Origin of the sequence: Streptomyces iranensis (assembly GCF_017874715.1) — a bacterium.
Lineage (GTDB): Bacteria > Actinomycetota > Actinomycetes > Streptomycetales > Streptomycetaceae > Streptomyces > Streptomyces iranensis.
In genome coordinates this window covers 69,135-90,551 of the sequence record NZ_JAGGLR010000030.1, presented here as the reverse complement: position 1 = coordinate 90,551, position 21,417 = coordinate 69,135, and the positions used below count along the sequence as shown (strand labels likewise).

At 72.5% G+C, this 21,417-nt stretch carries 16 protein-coding genes; 5 read left to right on the top strand and 11 right to left on the bottom strand.

The annotated features are described in order from the left end of the window. Positions 1-42 precede the first annotated feature (42 nt). Entirely contained in the window at positions 43-849 is an 807-nt protein-coding gene (locus J2Z30_RS41730) for a crotonase/enoyl-CoA hydratase family protein (RefSeq protein ID WP_044579239.1), read from the bottom strand. A 165-nt stretch (positions 850-1,014) separates the two neighbouring features. Here J2Z30_RS41730 and J2Z30_RS41725 point away from each other — a divergent pair, with 165 nt between their 5' ends. Then, positions 1,015-2,643, top strand: a complete 1,629-nt coding sequence (locus J2Z30_RS41725; protein ID WP_044579237.1) for an acyl-CoA synthetase — start codon at positions 1,015-1,017, stop codon at positions 2,641-2,643. 128 nt (positions 2,644-2,771) lie between these two features. Here J2Z30_RS41725 and J2Z30_RS41720 read toward each other — a convergent pair whose 3' ends face one another. From J2Z30_RS41720 to J2Z30_RS41685, 8 genes are all read right to left on the bottom strand, one after another. After that, positions 2,772-3,377, bottom strand: a complete 606-nt coding sequence (locus J2Z30_RS41720) for a chorismate mutase (protein ID WP_044579235.1) — start codon at positions 3,375-3,377, stop codon at positions 2,772-2,774. 196 nt (positions 3,378-3,573) lie between these two features. Further along, a complete protein-coding gene (locus tag J2Z30_RS41715; RefSeq protein WP_044579233.1) occupies positions 3,574-5,145 on the bottom strand; it encodes an acyl-CoA synthetase in 1,572 nt (523 codons plus the stop codon). Between the two features lie 93 nt (positions 5,146-5,238). Beyond that, entirely contained in the window at positions 5,239-6,342 is a 1,104-nt protein-coding gene (locus J2Z30_RS41710) for an NAD(P)H-dependent flavin oxidoreductase (protein ID WP_044579231.1), read from the bottom strand. A 108-nt stretch (positions 6,343-6,450) separates the two neighbouring features. After that, entirely contained in the window at positions 6,451-8,007 is a 1,557-nt protein-coding gene (locus J2Z30_RS41705; RefSeq protein ID WP_044579229.1) for a phytoene desaturase family protein, read from the bottom strand. Between the two features lie 141 nt (positions 8,008-8,148). After that, complete coding sequence (locus J2Z30_RS41700) at positions 8,149-10,407, bottom strand: serine/threonine-protein kinase (protein WP_078957087.1); 2,259 nt, start codon at positions 10,405-10,407, stop codon at positions 8,149-8,151. A 22-nt stretch (positions 10,408-10,429) separates the two neighbouring features. Next, positions 10,430-11,401, bottom strand: a complete 972-nt coding sequence (locus J2Z30_RS41695) for an oxygenase MpaB family protein (RefSeq protein ID WP_044579228.1) — start codon at positions 11,399-11,401, stop codon at positions 10,430-10,432. A 154-nt stretch (positions 11,402-11,555) separates the two neighbouring features. Then, positions 11,556-11,972 (bottom strand): VOC family protein, encoded by a 417-nt coding sequence (locus tag J2Z30_RS41690; RefSeq protein ID WP_044582325.1) that lies wholly within the window; start codon positions 11,970-11,972, stop codon positions 11,556-11,558. A 10-nt stretch (positions 11,973-11,982) separates the two neighbouring features. Continuing rightward, a complete protein-coding gene (locus J2Z30_RS41685) occupies positions 11,983-12,411 on the bottom strand; it encodes a helix-turn-helix transcriptional regulator (protein ID WP_044579226.1) in 429 nt (142 codons plus the stop codon). Between the two features lie 210 nt (positions 12,412-12,621). On the opposite strand from J2Z30_RS41685, the gene J2Z30_RS41680 reads away from it, so the two are divergent. Then, complete coding sequence (locus J2Z30_RS41680) at positions 12,622-15,015, top strand: ATP-binding cassette domain-containing protein (protein ID WP_044579225.1); 2,394 nt, start codon at positions 12,622-12,624, stop codon at positions 15,013-15,015. 36 nt (positions 15,016-15,051) lie between these two features. On the opposite strand, the gene J2Z30_RS41675 is transcribed toward J2Z30_RS41680, so the two are convergent. Together J2Z30_RS41675 and J2Z30_RS41670 are read right to left on the bottom strand one after the other, a co-directional pair. Further along, the gene (locus J2Z30_RS41675; protein WP_044579223.1) at positions 15,052-16,242 is read right to left on the bottom strand and encodes an acyl-CoA dehydrogenase family protein; all 1,191 of its coding nucleotides are present in this window, start codon (positions 16,240-16,242) and stop codon (positions 15,052-15,054) included. A gap of 136 nt (positions 16,243-16,378) precedes the next feature. After that, positions 16,379-18,487, bottom strand: coding sequence for a pyridoxamine 5'-phosphate oxidase family protein (locus J2Z30_RS41670; protein WP_044579222.1), 2,109 nt, complete (start codon positions 18,485-18,487; stop codon positions 16,379-16,381). Between the two features lie 141 nt (positions 18,488-18,628). Here J2Z30_RS41670 and dhaK point away from each other — a divergent pair, with 141 nt between their 5' ends. The 3 genes from dhaK to dhaM are packed head-to-tail and all read left to right on the top strand — an operon-like array spanning position 18,629 to position 20,723. Next, entirely contained in the window at positions 18,629-19,621 is a 993-nt protein-coding gene (gene dhaK / locus J2Z30_RS41665; protein ID WP_044579221.1) for a dihydroxyacetone kinase subunit DhaK, read from the top strand. 59 nt (positions 19,622-19,680) lie between these two features. After that, positions 19,681-20,316, top strand: coding sequence for a dihydroxyacetone kinase subunit DhaL (dhaL, locus tag J2Z30_RS41660; protein ID WP_063791014.1), 636 nt, complete (start codon positions 19,681-19,683; stop codon positions 20,314-20,316). Continuing rightward, entirely contained in the window at positions 20,313-20,723 is a 411-nt protein-coding gene (gene dhaM / locus J2Z30_RS41655) for a dihydroxyacetone kinase phosphoryl donor subunit DhaM (protein WP_044579220.1), read from the top strand. The genes dhaL and dhaM overlap by 4 nt, the downstream gene beginning before the upstream one ends. Positions 20,724-21,417 lie beyond the last annotated feature (694 nt).

Genomic DNA, 21,417 nt, shown 5'->3' with positions numbered 1-21,417 from the left:
GCGCGGCCGCGGGGTGGGCGCGGCGGGCCTGAGGTGTGGGGGTCACGCCCGGCGGTAGACCGGCGGCCGTTTCTCCGCGAAGGCTTTCGAGCCCTCCTTGGCGTCGGCGGTGTCGAAGATGGGCCAGCCGCGCTCGAGTTCGGACTTCAGGCCGTCGGTCTCGGTCATCTCGGCGGTCTCGTAGACCGACGCCTTGACCGCCTCGACGGCCAGCGGGCCGTTGGCGTTGATCAGCTCGGCGAGCTCCAGGGCCTTCTCGAGCGCCGTGCCGTCCGGGACGACATGGCCGATCAGCCCGATCCGCGCCGCCTCCTCGGCCGGGTAGGGGCGCCCGGTGAGCAGCATCTCCAGCGCGTGGGTGCGGGGCAGCTGGCGGGCCAGCCGTACGGTGGAGCCGCCGATGGGGAACAGCCCGCGCCGGACCTCGAAGAGTCCGAAGGTGGCGCCGCGGCCGGCGACCCGGATGTCGGTGCCCTGGAGGATCTCGGTGCCGCCCGCGACACAGGGGCCCTCCACGGCGGCGATCACCGGCTTGCGCGGCCGATGGTGGCGGAGCATGGCCTTCCAGTGCAGATCGGGGTCGGCCGCGAGGCGGTCGCGGACGTGCTGTCCGTCCATCCGGCCGCCGCCCGCGAGCGCCTTGAGGTCCATTCCCGCGCAGAAGGCCCCGCCGGCGCCGGTGAGCACCACGGAGCGCACGGCGTCGTCCTCGTCGGCCTCGGTCCAGCCGTCGTACAGCCCGACCAGCATCGGCAGTGAGAGCGCGTTCCTGGCCTCGGGCCGGTTCAAGGTAAGTACCAGGGTCGCGCCGACGCGCTCGACGATGAGGTGTTCGGTCCCGCTTGTCACGACGTCCTCCCGTCTCGAGACCTAGAACAGGTTGCAGCAGCCGGGGACCGACTTCAAGAGAAATCTGATGCTCAGTCAGATTTCTTGTTCCGCAGCCCTTCCCACCTCATCCCGGCGCGGCTCTAATGAGCGCCGAGCCGCCGGATCGAGGGGTCAGGAGGAGACATGGAGTACAACCTTGCCGACCTGTTCGAGTCGATCGTCGACACGGTGCCCGACAGAGAGGCGCTGGTCCACCTCGACCAGCCCGGCACCGGGGCCGAACGACGGCTCGGCTACGCCCAGCTGGACGCGGCCGCCAACCGGCTCGGCCACCATCTGATGGACAGCGGTATCGCCCCGGGCGAGCATGTCGGACTGCATCTGTGCAACGGCGTGGAGTATCTCCAGACCGCGCTGGCCTGCCTGAAGATCCGGGCGGTGCCGGTGAACGTCAACTACCGCTACGTAGAAGATGAGTTGGTCTACCTCTACCGGGACGCGGAGCTGGCCGCGCTGGTCTACGACGCCGAGTTCGGCGAACGGGTGGCCGCCGCGCTGCCCCACACCGGCACCCTGCGCCATCTGGTGCGGGTCGGCACCGAGGACGGCCCCGGCCCCTCCGTGGCGTTCACCGACGCCGAGGCGTCCGGGTCGCCCGAGCGCGGCTTCCCGGCCCGGTCCGCCGACGACCGCTTCATCATCTACACCGGCGGCACCACCGGGATGCCCAAGGGCGTGGTCTGGCGGCAGGAGGACCTCTTCTTCTCCGGGCTGGGCGGCGGCGCCCCGACCGGCCAGCCCGTCGAGCGCCCGGAGGAGCTGGCCGAGCGGGTGGCCGCGGGCGGCGAGGGACTGGTCTTCTTCCCCACCCCGCCGCTGATGCACGGAACCTCCACCCTTACGGCCTTCATCGCGTTCAACTTCGGTCAGAAGGTGGTGCTGCACCGGAAGTTCATGCCGGAGGCGGTGCTGAGGACCATCGAGGAGGAGAAGGTCACGGCGGTCTCGCTGGTCGGCGACGCGATGCTGCGGCCCCTGGTGGACGCCCTGACCGGCCCCCTCAAGGGCACCGATCTCTCCTCGCTGCTCAGCGTCAGCAGCTCGGGCGCGATCCTCTCGGAGACCGTACGCGCCCAGTTCGCCGAGCTCTCCCCGCACACCCTGCTACTGAACAACTTCGGCTCCTCGGAGTCCGGGTTCAACGGCACGGCCACCGCCGACTCCGGCCCCGAGAAGGGCTTCCGGCTGCGCGTCAACGCCCGGACGACGGTGGTGGACCCGGCCACCCTCGCCCCGGTGGCACCCGGTGAGCCCGGCCGGATCGCCCAGCGCGGCCATGTGCCGCTCGGCTACTACAACGACCCGAAGAAGACCGCCGAGACGTTCTTCGAGGCGGACGGGGAGCGCTGGGTGCTGCTCGGCGACATGGCGACCGTCGACGAGAACGGTGTGATCACCGTCCTCGGGCGCGGTTCCCAGTGCATCAACACCGGGGGCGAGAAGGTCTATCCGGAGGAGGTCGAACAGGCCCTGAAAGCCCATCCGGAGGTGTACGACGCGCTGGTGGCGGGCGTGCCGGACACCCGCTGGGGCCATCGCGTGGCGGCCGTCGTCCAGCCCCGTACGGGGGCGACCGGGCTCACCGCCGACGCGGTCCGCGACCACTGCCGGGAGCGGCTCGCGGGCTACAAGATCCCCCGTACGGTCGTCTTCACCGACCGCATCCAGCGCTCCCCCAGCGGCAAGGCGGACTACCGCTGGGCGCGGGCGGTGGCGGAGGGAGCGGACCAGGACACCTCGCACGGTGGATGAACCGCCGCGCCCACTGGGCTGACCGGGCGGCCCCACCGCCTGTGACTCCCGCGACTCCCGTAACGGACAGCCTTCCTCCTGTGCCTCTCGCCGGCCCTCAACGACCGCCGCGTGCCCTGACCGCCGCCTTACGGCGCTCCGCGCTCGCACACCGAGGGCAGCGAACGGCCCAGCGCCACGGTGTGCAGCGGGTCCAGACGCCGCCCGTGGACCACCGCGGCGGCCCCCGCCGTGAGGTGTCCCACGCAGGAGGGGGACTCGCGCACGGCCGCCGAGTCCGCGATGGCGCGCACGAGTTCGCCGTTGATCCGGTTGATCTCCAGCCGGACCCGGCCGAGGTCGGGACGTTCGGTGGGCGCCTGTGAGGGGTCGGCGTCCCAACGGCCGTAGAGGCCGCGCTGGACGACCTTGCTGGCCTCGATCTGGTCGCGGAAGATCCTCGATGTGGCCACCGGGTCGGCGCCCAGCTCCTCGGCCTGCCGCGCCACCGCCTCCAGCACCTCCCGCTCCCGCGCCGGGTCGTCGATCGGGCTGTCCGTGCCCCACTTCGCGGCGGCGACCTCGTCGGCCACCAGGACCCGCTGCGCGGACAGGTCGACCAGCGGCCGCAGGGTGCCCTGCTGGACACGGGCCGAACCGGCCGGTGCGGCGACGGCGGCGGTGGCCCCAGTGGCCAGCACGGTGGCGGCCAGCACGGCGATCAGCGCATGACGCGGGGACGGATGCGGTCGCATGGGCGAGGTTCCTCTCTCGACGGTACGGGCGGGCCCGCACCATCGTCCAGGGGTCCGGGTGGCGGGTCCTGGAACGATAGGGCGCCGCACCGCGAGCACGCCACGGGGCCGGTCCCACGGGAACCGGTCCCACGGGAAGCGGAACCGGCCCCGTGAGCGAGATGGATCGGGCGGGCCGTCGCGGCCAACCCCACGCTCAATGTGGGGTCCGGCCCGCGTCGACCGCACCCTCCCAGTACGGCTCGCGCAGCCGCCGCTTGTAGAGCTTGCCGTTGGGGTCGCGCGGCATCTCGGCGATGAACTCCACCGACTTGGGGCATTTGTAGCCCGCGAGCCGGGTGGTGCAGTGGGCGAGGATCTCCTCGGCCAGACCGGGCCCCGGCGCATGCCCCTCGGCGGGCTCCACGACCGCGATGACCTGCTCGCCCCAGTCCTCGTGGGGGATCCCGAAGGCGGCGGCGTCGGCCACGGCCGGATGGGTGAGCAGCGCGGCCTCGATCTCGGCGGGGTAGATGTTGACCCCGCCGGAGATGATCAGATCGATCTTGCGGTCGCGGAGGTAGAGATAGCCGTCCTCGTCCAGGAGGCCGAGGTCGCCGACGGTGAAGAAGTCGCCGATGCGGTTCTTCTCGGTCTTGGACTTGTCCTTGTGGTAGGCGAAGCCCCCGGTGCTCATCTTCATGTAGACGGTGCCGAGTTCACCGGCGGCGAGCCGGGTTCCCTCGTCGTCGAAGATGGCGATCTCGCTGATGGGCCAGGGGCGGCCGACGGTCCCCGGTTTCTTCAGCCAGTCCTCGGCGGTGGCGAAGGCGCCGCCGCCCTCGCTGGCCGCGTAGTACTCCTCGACACAGCCGCCCCACCAGTCGATCATCCCGCGCTTGACGTGGTCGGGGCAGGGCGCGGCGCCGTGGATGGCGTGGCGCATCGACGAGACGTCGTAGGACCGCTTGACCTCGTCGGGGAGGGCGAGCAGCCGGTGGAACTGGGTCGGCACCATATGGGTGTGCGTACAGCGGTAGGTGTCGATCAGGCGCAGCATCTCCTGGGGCGTCCACTTGTCCATGAGCACCAGGGGATGACCGATGTGCAGGGAGGAGCTCGCGAACTGCAGGACGGCGGTGTGGTAGAGCGGTGAGCACACCAGATGGACGTGGTCGGGCTCCTCGGCGCGCGGGGTGATGCCGAAGAACCGCAGGAAGCCGCCGAGGTGGCTCTCCTCGGGGAGCTTGCCGGTCAGCGCACGGCGGATTCCGCGCGGCCGGCCCGTGGTGCCGGAGGTGTAGTTCATCACCCAGCCCAGCTCACGGTCGGCGGGCGGCTCCTCCGGCTGCCCCTCGAGGAGCTCGGCGTACGGGCGGAAGCCGTCGATGGCGCCGACGGCGTAGCGGTGGGTCGCGGGCAGCCCGGCCTCGTCGGCGGCCGCGGCCGCCTGCCCGCCGTAGCGCTCATGCGCGATCAGCACCTTGGCGCCGGAGTCGGAGACGATCCAGGCGATCTCGGGGCCGACCAGATGGTGGTTGACCGGCACCAGATAGAGCCCGGCCTGGGTGGCGGCGAGCGCGGCGACGAAGAACTCCACCCCGTTGGGCAGGACGACCGCCAGGGCGTCGCCGCGGCGCAGCCCGGCGGCGCGCAGCCCGGCGACGAGCCGGTTGCACGCGCTGTGCAGCCGCCCGGCGGTCCACTCCTCGCCGTCCGGGGCGATGAGCACGGTGCGGTCGGGCTCGAGCGCGGCCTGGGCCCAGAAGCCGTTGGGTGTAGGGGACATGGCGGTCCGGTCCTCCTTCTGACGGCGGGGTCAGGGGAATGTCGAACGGGGGTGGATGGACGGGGTGGGCGGTGGTGTGCGGGGCGGGCGCGCTCAGGCGCGTCCGGCGATACGGTTGACGCGGTCGATGGCGCGCTCGAAGCCGCGGGTCAGCTCGTCGAAGACCGCTTGCACCGGGCGGACGGAGTCCATCCGGCCGACGATCTGGCCGACCGGCGTCCCGAGCAGCGGTTCCACCTCGTACTTCTGGATGCGGGAGACGGCCTCGGCCACCAGCAGCCCCTGGAGCGGCATGGGCAGCGGCCCAGGGCCGTCCGGGCCCTCCCAGGCGTCGGTCCACTCGGTGCGCAGCTGGCGGGCGGGCTTGCCGGTGAGGGCGCGGGAGCGCACGGTGTCCCCGGATCCGGCCGCCAGCAGCTTGCGGATGAGGGCCGCCGAATGGAGTTCGGCCTCCTCGGTGGTGAGCCAGAGGGAGCCGATCCACACGCCCTGGGCGCCCAGCGCCAGCCCGGCGGCGATCTGCTCACCGCTGCCGATGCCGCCCGCGGCGAGCACGGGCAGCGGGTCCACGGCCCGCACCACCTCGGGGGTGAGCACCATGGAGGCGATCTCACCGGTGTGGCCGCCCGCCTCGTAGCCCTGGGCGACGATGACATCCAGCCCGGCCTCCTTGTGGTGGAGGGCGTGGCGGGCGCTGCCCGCGAGGGCGGCCACGAGGATGCCGTGGTCATGGGCGCGGGCGACGACATCGGCCGGGGGTGATCCCAGGGCGTTGGCCAGGAGTTTCACGGGGTAGTCGAAGGCCACGTCGAGCTGGCTGCGGGCCACCTGCTCGAGCCAGCCGGTGATCCGCCAGCCGGACACCTCGCCCTCGGCCAGCTCGGGGACGCCGTGCTTGGCGAGGGTCTCCCGGACGAACGCGCGGTGGCCTTCGGGGATCATCGCCTCGATATCGGCCTCGGTGACCCCCTCCACCTTCTTCGCGGGCATGACGACGTCCAGGCCGTACGGTCTGCCGTCGGTGTGCGCCTCCATCCAGTCAAGGTCGCGGGCCAGCTCCTCGCCCGCGCCGTAGCGGACCGCGCCGAGCACGCCGAAGCCGCCGGCCCGGCTGATCGCCGCGGCCACGGCGGGGAACGGCGTGAAGCCGAAGACGGCGTGCTCGACACCCAGCCTTGTGCTCAGCTCCGTCTGCATGGGCGGCAGGATGCCGCAGGGCGCCGGACGAAGGAAGAGTTTTTCTGACGCTACGTCAGATTCGGCGCAAGAAAACCGTCCCCGGGCCGTCCGGAGGGCTCCGGGGGGTCACTTCTCCAGCACCGCCATGGCCGCGTTGTGCCCGGGGATCCCGCTCACCCCGCCGCCGCGCACCGCGCCCGCGCCGCACAGCAGCACATTGGCGTGGCGCGTCTCCACACCCCAGCGGCCGGTGCCCTCCTGGGCGTATGGAAAGGCCAGGTCCCGGTGGAAGATGTTGCCGCCGGGCAGCCGCAGGTCGGCGTCCAGGTCCAGCGGGGTCTTGGCCTCGATACACGGCCGCCCGTCGGCGTCCTGGGCCAGACAGCCGGTGATCGGCTCGGCGAGATGGGCGTCCAGCTCCGCGAGGGTGGCGCGCAGCAGCGCGGTGCGCGCGCCGTCGTTGTCCTCGGTGAACAGCCGGGCGGGGGTGTGCAGTCCGAACAGGGTCAGGGTCTGATAGCCCTCGCGGGCGAGGTCCGGGCCGAGGATCGACGGGTCGGTCAGCGAGTGGCAGTAGATCTCCGACGGCGGCCGGTGGGGCAGCTCCCCCGCGGCCGCCTGGCGGTACGCCTCCTCCAGCGCGCCGTACCCCTCGCCGATGTGGAACGTCCCGGAGAACGCCTCGCGCGGGTCCACCTCGCGGTCGCGCAGCGCGGGCAGCCTGCGCAGCACCATGTTCACCTTGAGCTGTGCCCCTTCGGCGGGCGGGGCGGGCGGCTGCTCGCCCAGCAGCCGGGCCAGCTCGCGCGGCGCCGCCCCGACGAGCACGTACCGGGCGGCCGCGGTGCCCTCCCCCGCCTCGCCCTCGTACCGCACCTCGGCCGAGGTGCCATCGGTGGCGATGGACGTGACCTCGCGCCCGGTAGCGATCCGCGCGCCCGCCGCGCGGGCGGCGTCGGCGAGGGCGTCGGTGAGCGCGCCCATGCCGCCGACGGGAACGTCCCAGTCGCCGGTGCCGCCGCCGATCACGTGGTACAGGAAGCAGCGGTTCTGACGCAGCGACGGGTCGTGGGCCTGGGCGAAGGTGCCGATGAGCGCGTCGGTGAGGACCACGCCCCGGACGAGGTCGTCGTCGAACGCGGCCTCGATCGCCTCCCCCAGCGGCCGCTCGAACAGCGCCTGCCACGCCGCGTCGTCCCCGATCCGCGTCCGCAGCTCCTCCCGGGTGGGCAGCGGCTCGGTCAGCGTGGGGAAGACCCGCTCGGCGACGCGCTGGGTCATGCCGTAGAACCGCTCCCAGGACGCGTACTCCCGCTCCGACCCGGTCAGCCGCTCGAACGCGGCACGCGTCCTGCCCGTGGCGGCGGTGTCCACCAGCAGCCCGGTGGGGCGCCCGCCCCGGACGTCGGGCGTGTACGAGGACACCGCGCGCTTGCGCACCGCGAAGCGCAGTCCGAGGTCGTCGACGATCCGCCGCGGCAACAGGCTGACCAGGTAGGAGTAGCGGGACAGCCGTGCGTCCACCCCGGGATAGGGCCGCGTGGACACGGCCGCGCCACCGGTGTGGCCGAGGCGCTCGAGCACCAGCACGCTCCGCCCGGCGCGGGCGAGGTACGCGGCGGCGACCAGACCGTTGTGACCACCGCCGACGATGACGACGTCGTACGCATCGCTGTGAGACATGCCCTCTGGTTAGCACGCGGTGATCGCCGGGGCCAGGCCGCCGGGGGATCACCTCGGCCGCGGGGAGCACCCCGCCGCCGGAGATCAACCCTGCCGCCGGGGATCAACCCTGCCGCCGGAGGTCAACCCCGCCGCCGGAGATCACCTCCGCCGCGCCCGCCGCCCCGCCGTTTCGGCCGCCTCGGCTGTCTCGGCCGCTTCAGCCGTCCCGGCCGTCTCTCCGCGGCGGCCCAGCCGCTCCTGGCAGTGCGCCTCGTCACCGCGGCTGACCAGGGTGTCGGGGTGGTCGGGGCCCAGGACGCGCACGCGGGCGCGGGTCACCCGGCGGTAGCCGGTCAGCGCGTCGGACCAGCGGCCGAGCCAGCCCAGGGCGACGGCCACCTCGCGACGGCTGACCAGGGTGTCGGGGTGGTCCGGGCCCAGGGTGCGCTCACGCAGGGCGCAGACCTCCCGCGCCTCGGCGAGCGCCTCCTCCCAGCGGCCCAGCCGCCCCAGGCCGACACCGAGGCCGTGCCGGGCGCGCAGGGTCTCCGGATCGGCCGGGCCCTGGGCGCGGGTGCGGTCCTCGACCAGCGCGCGGTAGACCGCGAGGGCCTCCTCGCCCCGGTCCAGCCGCCCCAGACCGGCGCCGATCTCATAGCGGGCCGCGAGGGTGTCGGGGTGGTGGGGGCCGAGGGTGCGGGCGCGGGCGGCGGCCACCTCGCGGAAGATGCCCAGGGCCTCCCCCAAGCGGTCGAGGCGGCCGAGGGCGCACGCCACCTCGTAGCGGGTGACCAGCGTGTCGGGGTGGTCGGGGCCCAGCACCCGGGCGCGGGCCGCGGCCACCCGCTCCGCCATCCGGTACGCCTCCGCCCGGCGCCCCAGACAGCCCAGGTTGAAGGCGAGGTTGTGGCGGCAGCGCAGAGTGTCGGGGTGGTCGGCGCCGATGGTCCGCTCGCGGGCGGCGAGCACGGCGGTGTAGACGTCCTGGGCCTCGGTGAAGCGGCCGAGGCGGCCCAGGGTGAACGCGGTCTCCTGGCGGGCGGCGAGGGTGTCCGGATGGTCGGGGCCCAGGACGCGTCGGCGGCCCGCCGCGACCCGCTCGTACTCGCGCAGCGCGTCGCCGGGGCGGCCCAGGACCCCGAGGGCGAAGGCGATCTCGTAGCGGCCGGCGAGGGTGTCGGGGTGGTCGGCGCCCAGTGCGCGCTCGCGCTCGACGGCCACCGCGCGGTGGGTTTCCACGGCCTCCGCCCAGCGGCCCGCCCGCCCCAGGTCCAGTCCGGCGCGGTGCCGCTCGGCGAACCGGGCCCGCACCCCCGGCGGGGTCGGCGCGGCGGGGTCAGCGGTGCCGCGGCCCCCGGTCCAGGCGCCGGTGAGCCCGGCCGACGCGTCGGGCGGGGTCGCCGACAGCAGTCCCACACCGCCGGTGTGCGCCTTGGACCCGGTGGTCATCCGGCGGGCCCAGGCCGGGAGGCGCGGAGCCGGCGGCCCGGCGGTCAGAAGACGCGGAGCCAATGGTCCCGCGGCCGGGAGCGCGCCGCGCGGCTCGGGGAACGGCGACGGCCGCCGGGATGCGCGCCCCGGCGCGATCCGCCCGGCGAACTCGGCGGCGTCGCGCGGGCGGTCCTCCGGGGCTTTGGCCAGCAGATCGAGGACGGCGCGCTCGAACGGCTCGGGGAGCTCGGGCCGGTGGCGGCGCGGCGGGGCGGGCGGGGTGTGGCGGTGGCCGACGAGGATCGCCCAGGCGTCGTCGAGGGCGAACGGCGGTGCCCCCGTGGCCAGTTCGTAGAGCACACAGCCCAGCGAGTACAGATCGCTGCGGTGGTCGACCGGGCCGCCCGCGATCTGCTCGGGCGACATGTAGTGCGGGGTGCCCATGGCGACGCCGGTGCCGGTGAGCCGGGAGGTGAAGCCGACGTCGTCGCCGAGGCGGGCGATGCCGAAGTCGCAGAGCTTCACGGTGCCGTCGGTGAGCCGCATGATGTTGGCCGGCTTCAGATCGCGGTGCACCACGCCCTGGTCATGGGTGTAGGCGAGGGCCTCGGCGACCTGCTCGGCGATGTCCAGCACCTCGGGCACCGGCAGCGGCCGGCGCGCGTCGTCGCCCAGCAGCCGGCCGAGGTCACGGCCCTCCAGCAGCTCCATGACCAGGTACAGCACGCCCTCGTGCTCGCCGAAGTCATGCACCACCGTGACCCCGCGGTGCTGCAGCGCGGCGGCCACCCGCGCCTCCCGGCGGAAGCGCTCGCGCACCACACCGGTGAACGAGGGGTCATGCCGCGTCCCCAGCGGTTTGAGGCATTTGACGGCGACGCGGCGGCCGAGTGACTCGTCCCGCGCCCGCCACACCTCGCCCATTCCCCCGCGCCCGATCCGGTCCAGCAGCCGGTACCGGCCCTGGATCAGCTTGATGTCCGCCATGCTCCCCCTGCCTTGGCGGAAGTCAGCTCCCGCCGCCCCCGTGGAGACCGGCCGCGAACGGCCGTACCCCCGTCGCATCCCCGCTGTCCAGTATGGCCGCGTTTCTGCGCAGTTTGTAGGGCGAGGGGCGGCTGCCCGGACCGAGCCGTTCGACCGCCCGCATGATGTGCTTCGGCGGCAGCTGCCAGCGGGCCGCGGGCGGGATGCAGCGCAGCGCCCCGCCCATCGCCCGCAGCCTGCGGGTGACCACCCGCGGCGGGGGCGCGGGGCGCCCGTACAGTGCGTGGGCGTACGGGGGCAGGGTCCCGTAGGCGAGCGAGGCGAAGCGCCCCCAGATCACCTCGCGCGCCGGGACGAGCAGGGCATGGACCGGGGGCCGCCGCAGAAAGGCGTCCACCTGGCGGGCGTCGGGGGTGGCGGCGAGTTCGGGGCGCACCGCCGCGAAGTAGGCGGCGAGCGCCGCCGTATCGGCCGGTACGGCGGCTGGGTCGAGGCCGACCAGCCGGGCGGACACCACGTTCTCGGCGACATAGGCGTCCGCCTGGGCGTCGGTGAGCGGATAGCCGGAGCGCCGCATCACATGGAGGTAGGAGTCGATCTCGGCGCAGTGCACCCACAGCAGCAGCTCGGGCTCGTCGACCCCGTGCCGGGCCCCGGTGACCGGGTCGGTCAGGGAGAGCCTGCGGTGAATGCCCCGGACCTTGGCGCCCGCGCGCTCGGCGGCCTCGGTGGTGCCGTAGGTGATGGTGGCGACGAACCGCGCGGTGCGCAGCAGCCGTCCCCAGGCGTCCTTGCGGAAGTCGGAGTTCTGGGTGACGCCGCGCACCGCGAGCGGATGCAGCGCCTGGAGGTACAGGGCGCGCACGCCCGCGATCCACATCACCGGGTCGCCGTGCATCTGCCAGGTGACCGACCGGGGGCCGTAGAGCCCCGGGTCGCCGTCCGGTCCGCCCCGCTCGCCGTCCGGTCCGCCCCGCCGTATGGCCGCCGCCATGGCCACCACCTCCCGACGACCAGCCTAGGCGTTCCGCTGGAAGTGCCCTGGCCTGCCGTCGATCGTCTGCGGCACCATCGTGGCTGGTCGCGCCCGCGCGGCGGAGCCGCACATCGGCACCGCCCCGCGCCCCTTCAGGGCGGGCCGCCCGGGGTCACTTCTTGAGCGGCTGGGTGAAGCGCAGCAGATTGCCGGCGGGGTCGCGGAAGGCGCAGTCGCGCACGCCGTAGGGCTGGTCCATGGGCTCCTGCAGCACCTCGCCGCCCGCGCTGCTGATGCGCTCGAAGGTGGCGTCGCAGTCGTCCGTGGCGAAGAGGACGCCGCGCAGCAGGCCCTTGGCCAACAGCTCCGCCATGGTCTGTCTGTCGGCCGGTGAGGCGTTCGGGTCGGCGAGCGGCGGCTCCAGGACGATGCTCACGTCCGGCTGCGAGGGCGACCCGACCGTCACCCAGCGCATCCCCTCGAACCCGACGTCATTGCGCACCTCGAGGCCGAGCACATCGCGGTAGAAGGCGATCGCCTTGTCGTGGTCGTCGACGGCGATGAAGCATGTGGAAAGGGTGATGTCCATGCCGCTCACGCTACGGCCGGGGGGCGGAGCCCGCTTCTCCATTCCTGACCGGTCGCGTGTGGATCTTGGCCATGCACGCCGGGATGGCGGCGCCGTGGTCATGGCTGCGGGCCCGGTAGCCGCTCGGGCTCTCGCCGACCAGCTGTGTGAAGCGCGAGCTGAACGACCCCAGCGAGGTACAGCCGACCGCGATGCAGACCTCGGTCACCGTGAGGTCGCCGCGCCGCAGCAGCGCCTTGGCCCGCTCGATGCGGCGGGTCATCAGATAGCTGTACGGGGTCTCGCCGAAGGCGGCGCGGAAGCTGCGGGAGAAGTGGCCCGGTGACATCAGGGCGCCCCGCGCCAGCGCCGGGACGTCGAGCGGCTCGGCATAGTCGCGGTCCATCCGGTCGCGGGCCCGCCGCAGCCGGACGAGGTCGTCGAGATCCTGCCGTTTCACCGGCTCAGTTTCCCACAGCGGGAAACGGTCCGGAGGGGAACCGGTCCGGAGGGGAACCGGTCAGGAATGAAGAAGCCCCGGTCACGGGGGCGTGGCTAGCGTCAAGCCATAACCTGCGAACCGGACGTATTGTTCGAAGCCGGTCAGGTCGATTCGGGCGACACCGGCGGGGGCCGCGCGACGGCTCCCGCCCGAACAGATGGAGACACCATGAGCAGGGCCACGGGCACGGACACGGGGTCGCCTGAACCCCACGCCGCCGACAGCCACGATCTGATCCGGGTGCACGGCGCGCGTGAGAACAACCTCAAGGACGTCAGCATCGAGATCCCGAAGCGCCGGCTGACGGTGTTCACCGGCGTCTCGGGCTCGGGCAAGAGCTCGCTGGTGTTCGACACCATCGCCGCCGAGTCGCAGCGGCTGATCAACGAGACCTACAGCGCCTTCCTCCAGGGCTTCATGCCGAACCTGGCGCGCCCCGAGGTCGACGTGCTCGACGGGCTGACCACCGCCATCACCGTCGACCAGCAGCGGATGGGCTCCGACCCCCGCTCCACCGTGGGCACCGCCACCGACGCCAACGCGATGCTGCGCATCCTCTTCAGCCGGCTCGGCACACCGCACATCGGCCCGCCCGCCGCGTACTCCTTCAACGTGGCCTCGGTCTCCGCGACGGGTGGCTTCACGGTCGACCGCGGGGCCGAGAAGACGAAGACCGAGAAGGTGAGCTTCAGCCGCACCGGCGGCATGTGCACCCACTGCGAGGGCCGGGGCACGGTCTCCGACATCGACCTGACCCAGCTGTACGACGACTCCAAGTCGCTCTCCGAGGACCCGTTCACCATTCCCACCTACACCGGGGACGGCTGGGTGGTGCGGGTCATCTCCGAGTCGGGCTTCTTCGACAAGGGCAAGCCGATCGCTAAGTACACCAAGAAGGAGCGGCACGACTTCCTCTACCGCGAGCCGACCAAGGTGAAGATCAACGGAGTCAACCTCACCTACGAGGGGCTGATCCCGAAGCTCCAGAAGACCTTCCTGTCCAAGGACCGGGAGTCGATGCAGCCGCACATCCGGGCCTTCGTGGACCGGGCGGTCACCTTCGCCGAGTGTCCCGAGTGCGACGGCACCCGGCTCAGCGAGCAGGCCCGCTCCTCGAAGATCGGCAAGGTCGGCATCGCCGACGCCTGCGCGATGGAGATCCGCGACCTGGCGGGCTGGGTCCGCGGGCTGACGGAGCCGCCGGTGGCACCGCTGCTCACCAAGCTCCAGCACACCCTGGACTCGTTCGTGGAGATCGGCCTCGGCTATCTCTCACTCGACCGGGCCTCGGGCACGCTCTCCGGCGGCGAGGCGCAGCGCACCAAGATGATCCGCCACCTCGGCTCCTCGCTCACCGATGTCACCTACGTCTTCGACGAGCCCACCATCGGCCTGCACCCGCACGACATCCAGCGGATGAACAACCTGCTGCTGCGGCTGCGGGACAAGGGCAACACGGTGCTCGTGGTGGAGCACAAGCCGGAGACGATCGCCATCGCCGACCATGTCGTGGACCTCGGCCCCGGCGCCGGCACGGCGGGCGGCACCGTGTGCTTCGAGGGCACCGTCGAGGGGCTGCGGGCGAGCGACGGCGTCACCGGCCGCCATCTCGACGACCGGGCCACGCTCAAGGAGACCGTCCGCAAGGCCACGGGGCAGCTGGAGATCCGCGGCGCCGGTGCGAACAACCTGCGGGACGTCGACGTCGACATCCCGCTCGGCGTGCTCTGCGTCATCACCGGCGTCGCGGGCTCCGGCAAGAGCTCGCTCGTCCACAGCTCCATCCCGGCCCCGGAGGGTGTGGTCTCGGTGGACCAGACCCCGATCCGCGGCTCGCGCCGGAGCAACCCGGCCACGTACACCGGGCTGCTGGACCCGATCCGCAAGGCGTTCGCGAAGGCCAACGGCGTCAAGCCGGCGCTGTTCAGCGCCAACTCCGAGGGCGCCTGCCCCACCTGCAACGGCGCCGGTGTCATCTACACCGACCTCGCGATCATGCAGAGCGTGGCCACCACCTGCGAGGACTGCGAGGGCAAGCGGTTCAGCGCCTCGGTACTGGAGTACCACCTGGGCGGCCGTGACATCAGCGAGGTGCTGGCAATGCCGGTGACCGAGGCGGAGGAGTTCTTCGGCAGCGGCGAGGCGCGCACCCCGGCGGCCCACAGGATCCTGCAGCGGCTGACGGACGTCGGACTCGGCTACCTCCCCCTCGGCCAGCCGCTCACCACGCTGTCCGGTGGCGAGCGGCAGCGGCTCAAGCTGGCCGTGCACATGGCCGACAAGGGCGGGGTCTACGTCCTCGACGAGCCGACCACCGGGCTGCACCTGGCCGATGTCGAGCAGCTGCTCGGGCTGCTGGACCGGCTCGTGGACTCCGGCAAGTCGGTCATCGTCGTCGAGCACCACCAGGCCGTCATGGCGCACGCCGACTGGATCGTCGACCTCGGCCCCGGCGCCGGTCACGACGGTGGCCGCGTCGTCTTCGAGGGCACCCCGGCCGACCTCGTGGCCGCCCGGTCCACCCTCACCGGTGAGCACCTCGCGGCGTACGTCGGCAGCTGACCGGGATCCTCATGGGAAGCGCCGCCGTGCGGCGGCTCAGCGGCGCACCCGTGGCATCCCCAGCCCGATCCAGGAGATGATCTCCCGCTGGACCTCGTTGTTGCCGCCGCCGAAGGTGAACACGACGCTGCTGCGGTAGCCGCGCTCCAGCTCGCCGTGGAGGACCTCGCCCGCCGAGCCCTCCTTGAGCGGACCGGCGGCGCCGACGATCTCCATCAGCCAGGCGTAGGCGTCACGGCGCGCCTCGGAGCCGTAGACCTTGACGGCGGAGGCGTCCTGCGGGGTGAGGGCCTCGCGCTCGAGGGCCTCCACCATCTGCCAGTTGAGCAGCTTCATGGCGTCCAGCCGGGCGTGGGTGCGGGCCAGCCGGGTGCGCACCCAGCCCAGGTCGATCACCCGGCGGCCGTCGGGGAGCTTGGTGTCGGCGGCCCACTGGCGAACGCCGCGCAGGGCGCGGATGGCCATGGTGCCGTGGGCGGCGAGGGTGACCCGCTCGTAGTTGAGCTGGGTGGTGATCATGCGCCAGCCCTCGTTCTCGGCGCCGACGCGGCGGGTGGCCGGGACGCGGATGTCCTCGTAGTAGCTGGCGGTGGTGTCGTGGGAGGCGAGGGTCTTGATGAGGGTGGAGGAGTAGCCGGGGTCGTCGGTCGGGACCAGCAGGATGCTGATGCCCTTGTGGGGTTTGGCGCCGGGGTCGGTGCGGACCGCGAGCCAGACCCAGTCGGCGGTGTCGCCGTTGGTGGTCCAGGTCTTCTGGCCGTTGACCGTGTAGTAGCCGGAGGCGGTGTCGCCGTCGCGCACCGCGCGGGTCTTGAGGGACGCGAGGTCGGTACCGGCGTCCGGCTCGCTGTAGCCGATCGCGAAGTCGATCTCGCCGGAGAGGACCCTGGGCAGGAAGTACGCCTTCTGCTCCTCGGTGCCGAACCGCATGATGGTGGGCCCGACGGTGTTGAGTGCCATCAGCGGCAGCGGCACTCCGGCCTGGGCCGCCTCGTCGAAGAAGATGAACTGCTCGACCGGGCCGAGCCCGCGCCCGCCGTACTCCTCGGGCCAGCCCACCCCCAGCCAGCCGTCGGTGCCGAGCCGGCGGATGGTCTCGCGGTAGAACCGCTTCTGCCCGGTGGAGTCGGCGTAGCGGGCGTAGGCGTCATCGGGGACCAGTTCGGCGAAGTACGCGCGCAGCTCATCGCGCAACCGCCGCTGATCAGGGGTGTATTCGAGGTCCACGGCCCCTCCTGGAGTCTCGCGTGCGCCATGACGGCGGGCTGGGAGCGTCCTGGGATCGAGGGGCACGGTAGAACGTGTTCCAACAATACGGAAGGGCCGTGGACCGGGCCGCTCGGCCCGGTCCACGGCCCGGGTCTCAGCCCGCCACCCGGGACGGGGTGTCGTCGCCGCCCGGCCGTACGACCCGTACCGGCTGCCCCGGGCGCCAGGTGCGCAGCACCATCCGCCCGTTCTCCAGGGCGGTGTGCACCACCTCGGTCACCTCGGCGCGGAAGAGGTGGAAGGGCTCGGGCGGCCGGATCTCCTCGGCGAAGCGGGCGATCGTCCCGGGGTCGGTCACCTCGACCGCCCGGCCGCTCACCCGGACGTCGCCCTCGGCCAGATCCTCGCCCTGGCCGGGATTGGCCTGCACCGAGAACCGGGGATCGCGGCGCAGGTCCAGCGCCTTGCGCGACTCCGGCATCATGCCGAGCCACAACTCGCCGGAGAGGAAGTTCACTTCGAGCGGGGTCACCCGCGGGGAGCCGTCCTGGCGCAGGGTGGCCAGCACATGGTGGCGGTAGCGCCGGAAGCGGTCCTGGGCGTAGTCGGCGAAGGCGGGCTCGGCCGCCGCGAATCCGGCCCAGCTGGTGGTCGGGTAGGTCATCGTCATGGCGCCCATGCTCGGACCGTTTCCGGACGTCTCCTGTCGGGATTTCCGGGCTTCCCACTCCCGCGCCTGGTCCGGGGGCAGATACGCGTTCCACTCGGTGCCCGGCAGCGGATAGGCGACCCAGGTGCGGGCGTAGGCCGGGGGCCGGGCCTGGCCGCGCCGCAGCAGCAGCGCGGTCGGTTCCCGGGCGGCGCGGCGCAGCAGCGAGGGCAGGGTGGTGGACCGGTTGTTCCCGCTGGTCTGGGCGGAGGAGCAGCCCGCGTGGTACGCGACGGGCAGGGCGCGGTCTCCGGTCACCAGGCAGGGCGGACGCAGCCCCAGCCGCTGCAGCCCCTTCGCGGCGGTGCGATAGCGGCCGGTGGTGGCGTCGGACTGCTTGGCGGTGTGATTGAGGATGACGAACTGGCTCGCCAGATGGAGCGTGATGATCACCCCGAGGGCGACCGCCAGGTGCTGCGGTGACCGCGCGGCCCGTACGGCGCGGAACACAAGACCGGCGATCGGCAGCGCCAGCAGCGCGTACGCGGGCATCAGGAAGCGCGGTGCGGAGTAGCCGATGAGCAGCAGATAGGGCAGGGCGAGGGTGGCCGCGCAGGCGATGGGCAGCACGGTCAGCGGTACGGCGGGGGGCCGGACGGCCGGGCGGCCGAGCCCCACCCGCACCCGGCGCAGCTCCTGCCGGTCGCGCAGGGCGGTGTGTACGGCGAGGAGGGTCAGCACGGGCAGCGCCAGCCACCACACGGTCAGCTCCGGGTGGCGCAGCGGCACCTCGCAGGGGCGGCACAGCTGGGGTCCGTTGAGGCTGCGCAGCGCCGCGCCGACGCTGAAGTGCAGGCCCATGCCGCCCTCGACGTCGCTGGAGACGTTCAGCCGTTCCCCGATGCCGCCGAAGCGGTCGTACGCCTCGCCGATCCACTGGGCGGCGCCGAGCAGCGGTCCGCCGATCAGCGGAAGCAGGGCGGGGCGCCAGCTGCGCACCCCGATCGCGCCGATCAGCAGCGGCAGGGTGAGCCATCCCCCGTCGGGGGTGCGCACCAGGGTGACGCCCGCGAGGACGGCGGCCAGCCACCAGCGGGCGTTCGGTTCGTCCGGCACCCGGAGGAACCAGCCGACGGCGGCGACGGCGCCGATCGCCACCCAGAGGTTGGGCATCACCGCGGGCCCGCTGATCTGAGTGATCCACAGCCCGGAGAACAGCAGCGCGGCCAGCGCCACCTGGGGCGCGGGCAGCAGCCGGGTCCAGACCCGGAAGGCGCCGTAGAGCGCGCCCGCGGACAGCAGCATCAGCAGGATCCGCAGCGCCGGAATGGAGTCGGTGGCGGACACGAGGGGCGCGACCAGGAGGCTGACGCCGCGCGAGCGGGGTGCGCTGAAGTACGCGGGCGGGGTGCGCGGATCGACCTGGGAGACATACACGGACTCGTCCCAGCCCAGCGCGTGGCCGGTGTGCGGGATCACCATGGCGAGCTGGACCACGGCGTATCCGATGGCGACCAGACCGAGCCAGGGGGCCGGACGACGGTACCGCTGCGGCGGGCGGTGCTGGGGGCGCGGGGGCAGGACGGCGGCCGCCGGTGCGGCAGTATTCTCCATGCGCGCACCATATGATGACTATGTACCTTTTTCGTCCTATTAGGCCGTTCGGCTCAGTGTCCAAGGGGTGCCAGGGACGCGGTGGATCCGTACGCTGTTGCAGCGGTGCACACCCCCATCCGGCGGAGGACGGACACACCTATGAAAATGCTCATCAACGTCCCCGAGACCGTGGTCGCCGACGCCCTGCGCGGACTGGCCGCCTGCCACCCCGAGCTGATCGTCGACGTCGACGACCGGGTGATCGTCCGGCGGGACGCGCCGGCCGAGGGCAAGGTGGGACTGGTCTCCGGCGGCGGCTCGGGGCACGAACCGCTGCACGGCGGTTTCGTGGGCCCCGGCATGCTCGACGCCGCCTGCCCCGGCGAGGTGTTCACCTCCCCGGTGCCGGATCAGATGGTGCGCGCCGCGGCGGCGGTGGACAGCGGCGAGGGCGTGCTGTTCATCGTCAAGAACTACACGGGCGACGTGCTCAACTTCGACATGGCCGCCGAGCTCGCCGAGGACGAGGGCATCCAGATCGCCAAGGTGCTGGTCAACGACGACGCGGCGGTCACCGACAGCCTCTACACGGCGGGCCGCCGCGGCACCGGCGCCACCCTGTTCGTGGAGAAGATCGCGGGCGCGGCGGCCGCCGAGGGCGCGCCGCTGGAGCGGGTGGAGTCGATCGCCCGGCGGGTGAACGAGCTCTCGCGGAGCTTCGGCGTCGCGCTCAGCGCCTGCTCCACCCCGGCCAAGGGCGGCCCCACCTTCGATCTGCCCGCCGGGGAACTGGAGTTGGGCGTGGGCATCCACGGCGAGCCGGGGCGTGAGCGGCGGGCGATGATGACCTCCCGCGAGATCGCCGACTACGCGGTGGAGGTGGTGGTCGAGGACCTGCGCCCGGACAGCCCGGTGCTGCTGCTCGTCAACGGCATGGGGGCGACCCCGCAGCTGGAGCTGTACGGCTTCGCCGCCGAGGTGCACCGGGCGCTCGGCGAGCGCCAGGTGGCGGTGGCGCGTACGCTCGTCGGCAACTACGTCACATCACTCGACATGGCGGGCGCTTCGATCACGCTGTGCCAGGTCGACGAGGACCTCCTGCGGCTGTGGGACGCGCCCGTGCGGACCGCCGGGCTGCGCTGGGGCGCCTGAGGCCGGCCGGCCCCCGATACGTACGCTGTCGCCGTTGGCTACACCCCGAGGAGGCGTCTGTGTCCAGCAGTGAACCCGCCGTCGACGACGTGCTCGACACCCCTTTCTTCCTCCGATGGCTCACCGCCGCGGCCACGTCCGTGAGCCGTGAGGCGGCCCGTCTCACCGACCTGGACTCCGCGATCGGCGACGCCGACCACGGCACCAATATGCAGCGCGGCTTCGCCGCCGTGGCCGAGGCGCTGGAGAAGGAGCCGCCGGGCTCGCCCGGGGCCACGCTCATCCTGGCCGGGCGCCAGCTGATCTCCAAGGTCGGCGGGGCCTCCGGGCCGCTGTACGGGACGCTGCTGCGGCGCGCCGGAAAGGCGCTCGGCGACGCCGAGCGGATCACCCCGCAGCAACTGGCGGACGCGCTGCGGGCCGGGGTGGACGCGGTGGCTCAGCTCGGCGGCGCCGCACCCGGCGACAAGACGATGCTGGACGCCCTGCTCCCCGCCGTCGAGGCGCTGGGCGTGGGCACCGGGTCGTTCGCGGCCGCCGGCGAGGCCGCCGAGAAGGGGGCGCTGGCCACCGTGCCGATGCTGGCCCGCAAGGGCAGGGCCAGCTATCTGGGTGAGCGCAGCGTCGGCCACCAGGACCCGGGCGCCACCTCGTCGGCGCTGATCATCGGCGCGCTGGCGGAGGCGGCCCGATGACCGACGAAAGCGGGAAGGTCGGCATAGTCCTGGTGTCGCACAGCGCGGCGGTGGCCGACTCCGTCGCCGAGCTGGCGAAGGCGCTGTCCGGAGGCGGCACGGCACCGGTCCGCGCCGCGGGCGGCACCGCGGACGGCGGGTTCGGCACCAGTCCGGAGCTGATAGCGGAGGCTGCCCAGGCGGTCGACCGGGGCGCCGGAGTGGCGGTCCTGGTGGACCTGGGTAGCGCGGTCCTGTCCGTCAAGGCACTGCTGGCCGAGGGCGACGAACTGCCCGACGGCACCCGATTGGTGGACGCGCCGCTCGTGGAGGGCGCGGTCGCGGCGCTCGTCACCGCCTCCACCGGGGCGGATGTGGAGGCGGTGCTCCATGCGGCCTCGGAGGCGTACGACTACCGCAAGGTCTGATACCGCCGCACGCTATTGAACGGGGCCCCGCCGGTGACGGCGGGGCCCCGTTCCATCTGAGCCCTGTTCAGTCCTGACCCTGTTCAGTCGGTCCGGACCCTGTTCGGCCTGGCCTCTGTTCCGCCTGGTTCCTGTTCAGTTTTCAACGAACACTCCGGGCCCATATTGCGCCGCCGCTTATTCCACTGATACTCGGCACGTACGGGGCGAGTTGCCCGGTTTCGGACCGCTCCGGGCGCGGCGACAGCACCCCGCCCCCCTTCAGCCGTCAAGTGATAGGTGCGATACCAGAACGGGCTTCCGAATCCGTCGATCTTGCGTCTAGACTGCTCATGTCCGAGTGGGGGGACCGGCGGCACTCAGGGGGAATAAATGGACGGAATTGAGTGTGCCCGCGCACACCTGGCATCCATCGAACCGATGATGCCCACGCGGGTGTCGCATCGGCCGTGGCCTCTTTATGGCCCGGCCCGGATTCCATGCGCGGAAATGACCCACCCGCGCCGACCTCACGATTCCCTGAGCGTCTGATCTTCGCGCCCGTCACGGGCGTTCGATATATCGACCATGGGGCGACGGTCATGTCTCACGCCTGCCTTCATGGTGCCGTACAGAGCACGGACGGCAATCCATCTTTTTCCATACAAAGCAAGGGTTTCCGCGTGCCTGTTTTCTTCTCCTTAATCAACGGATT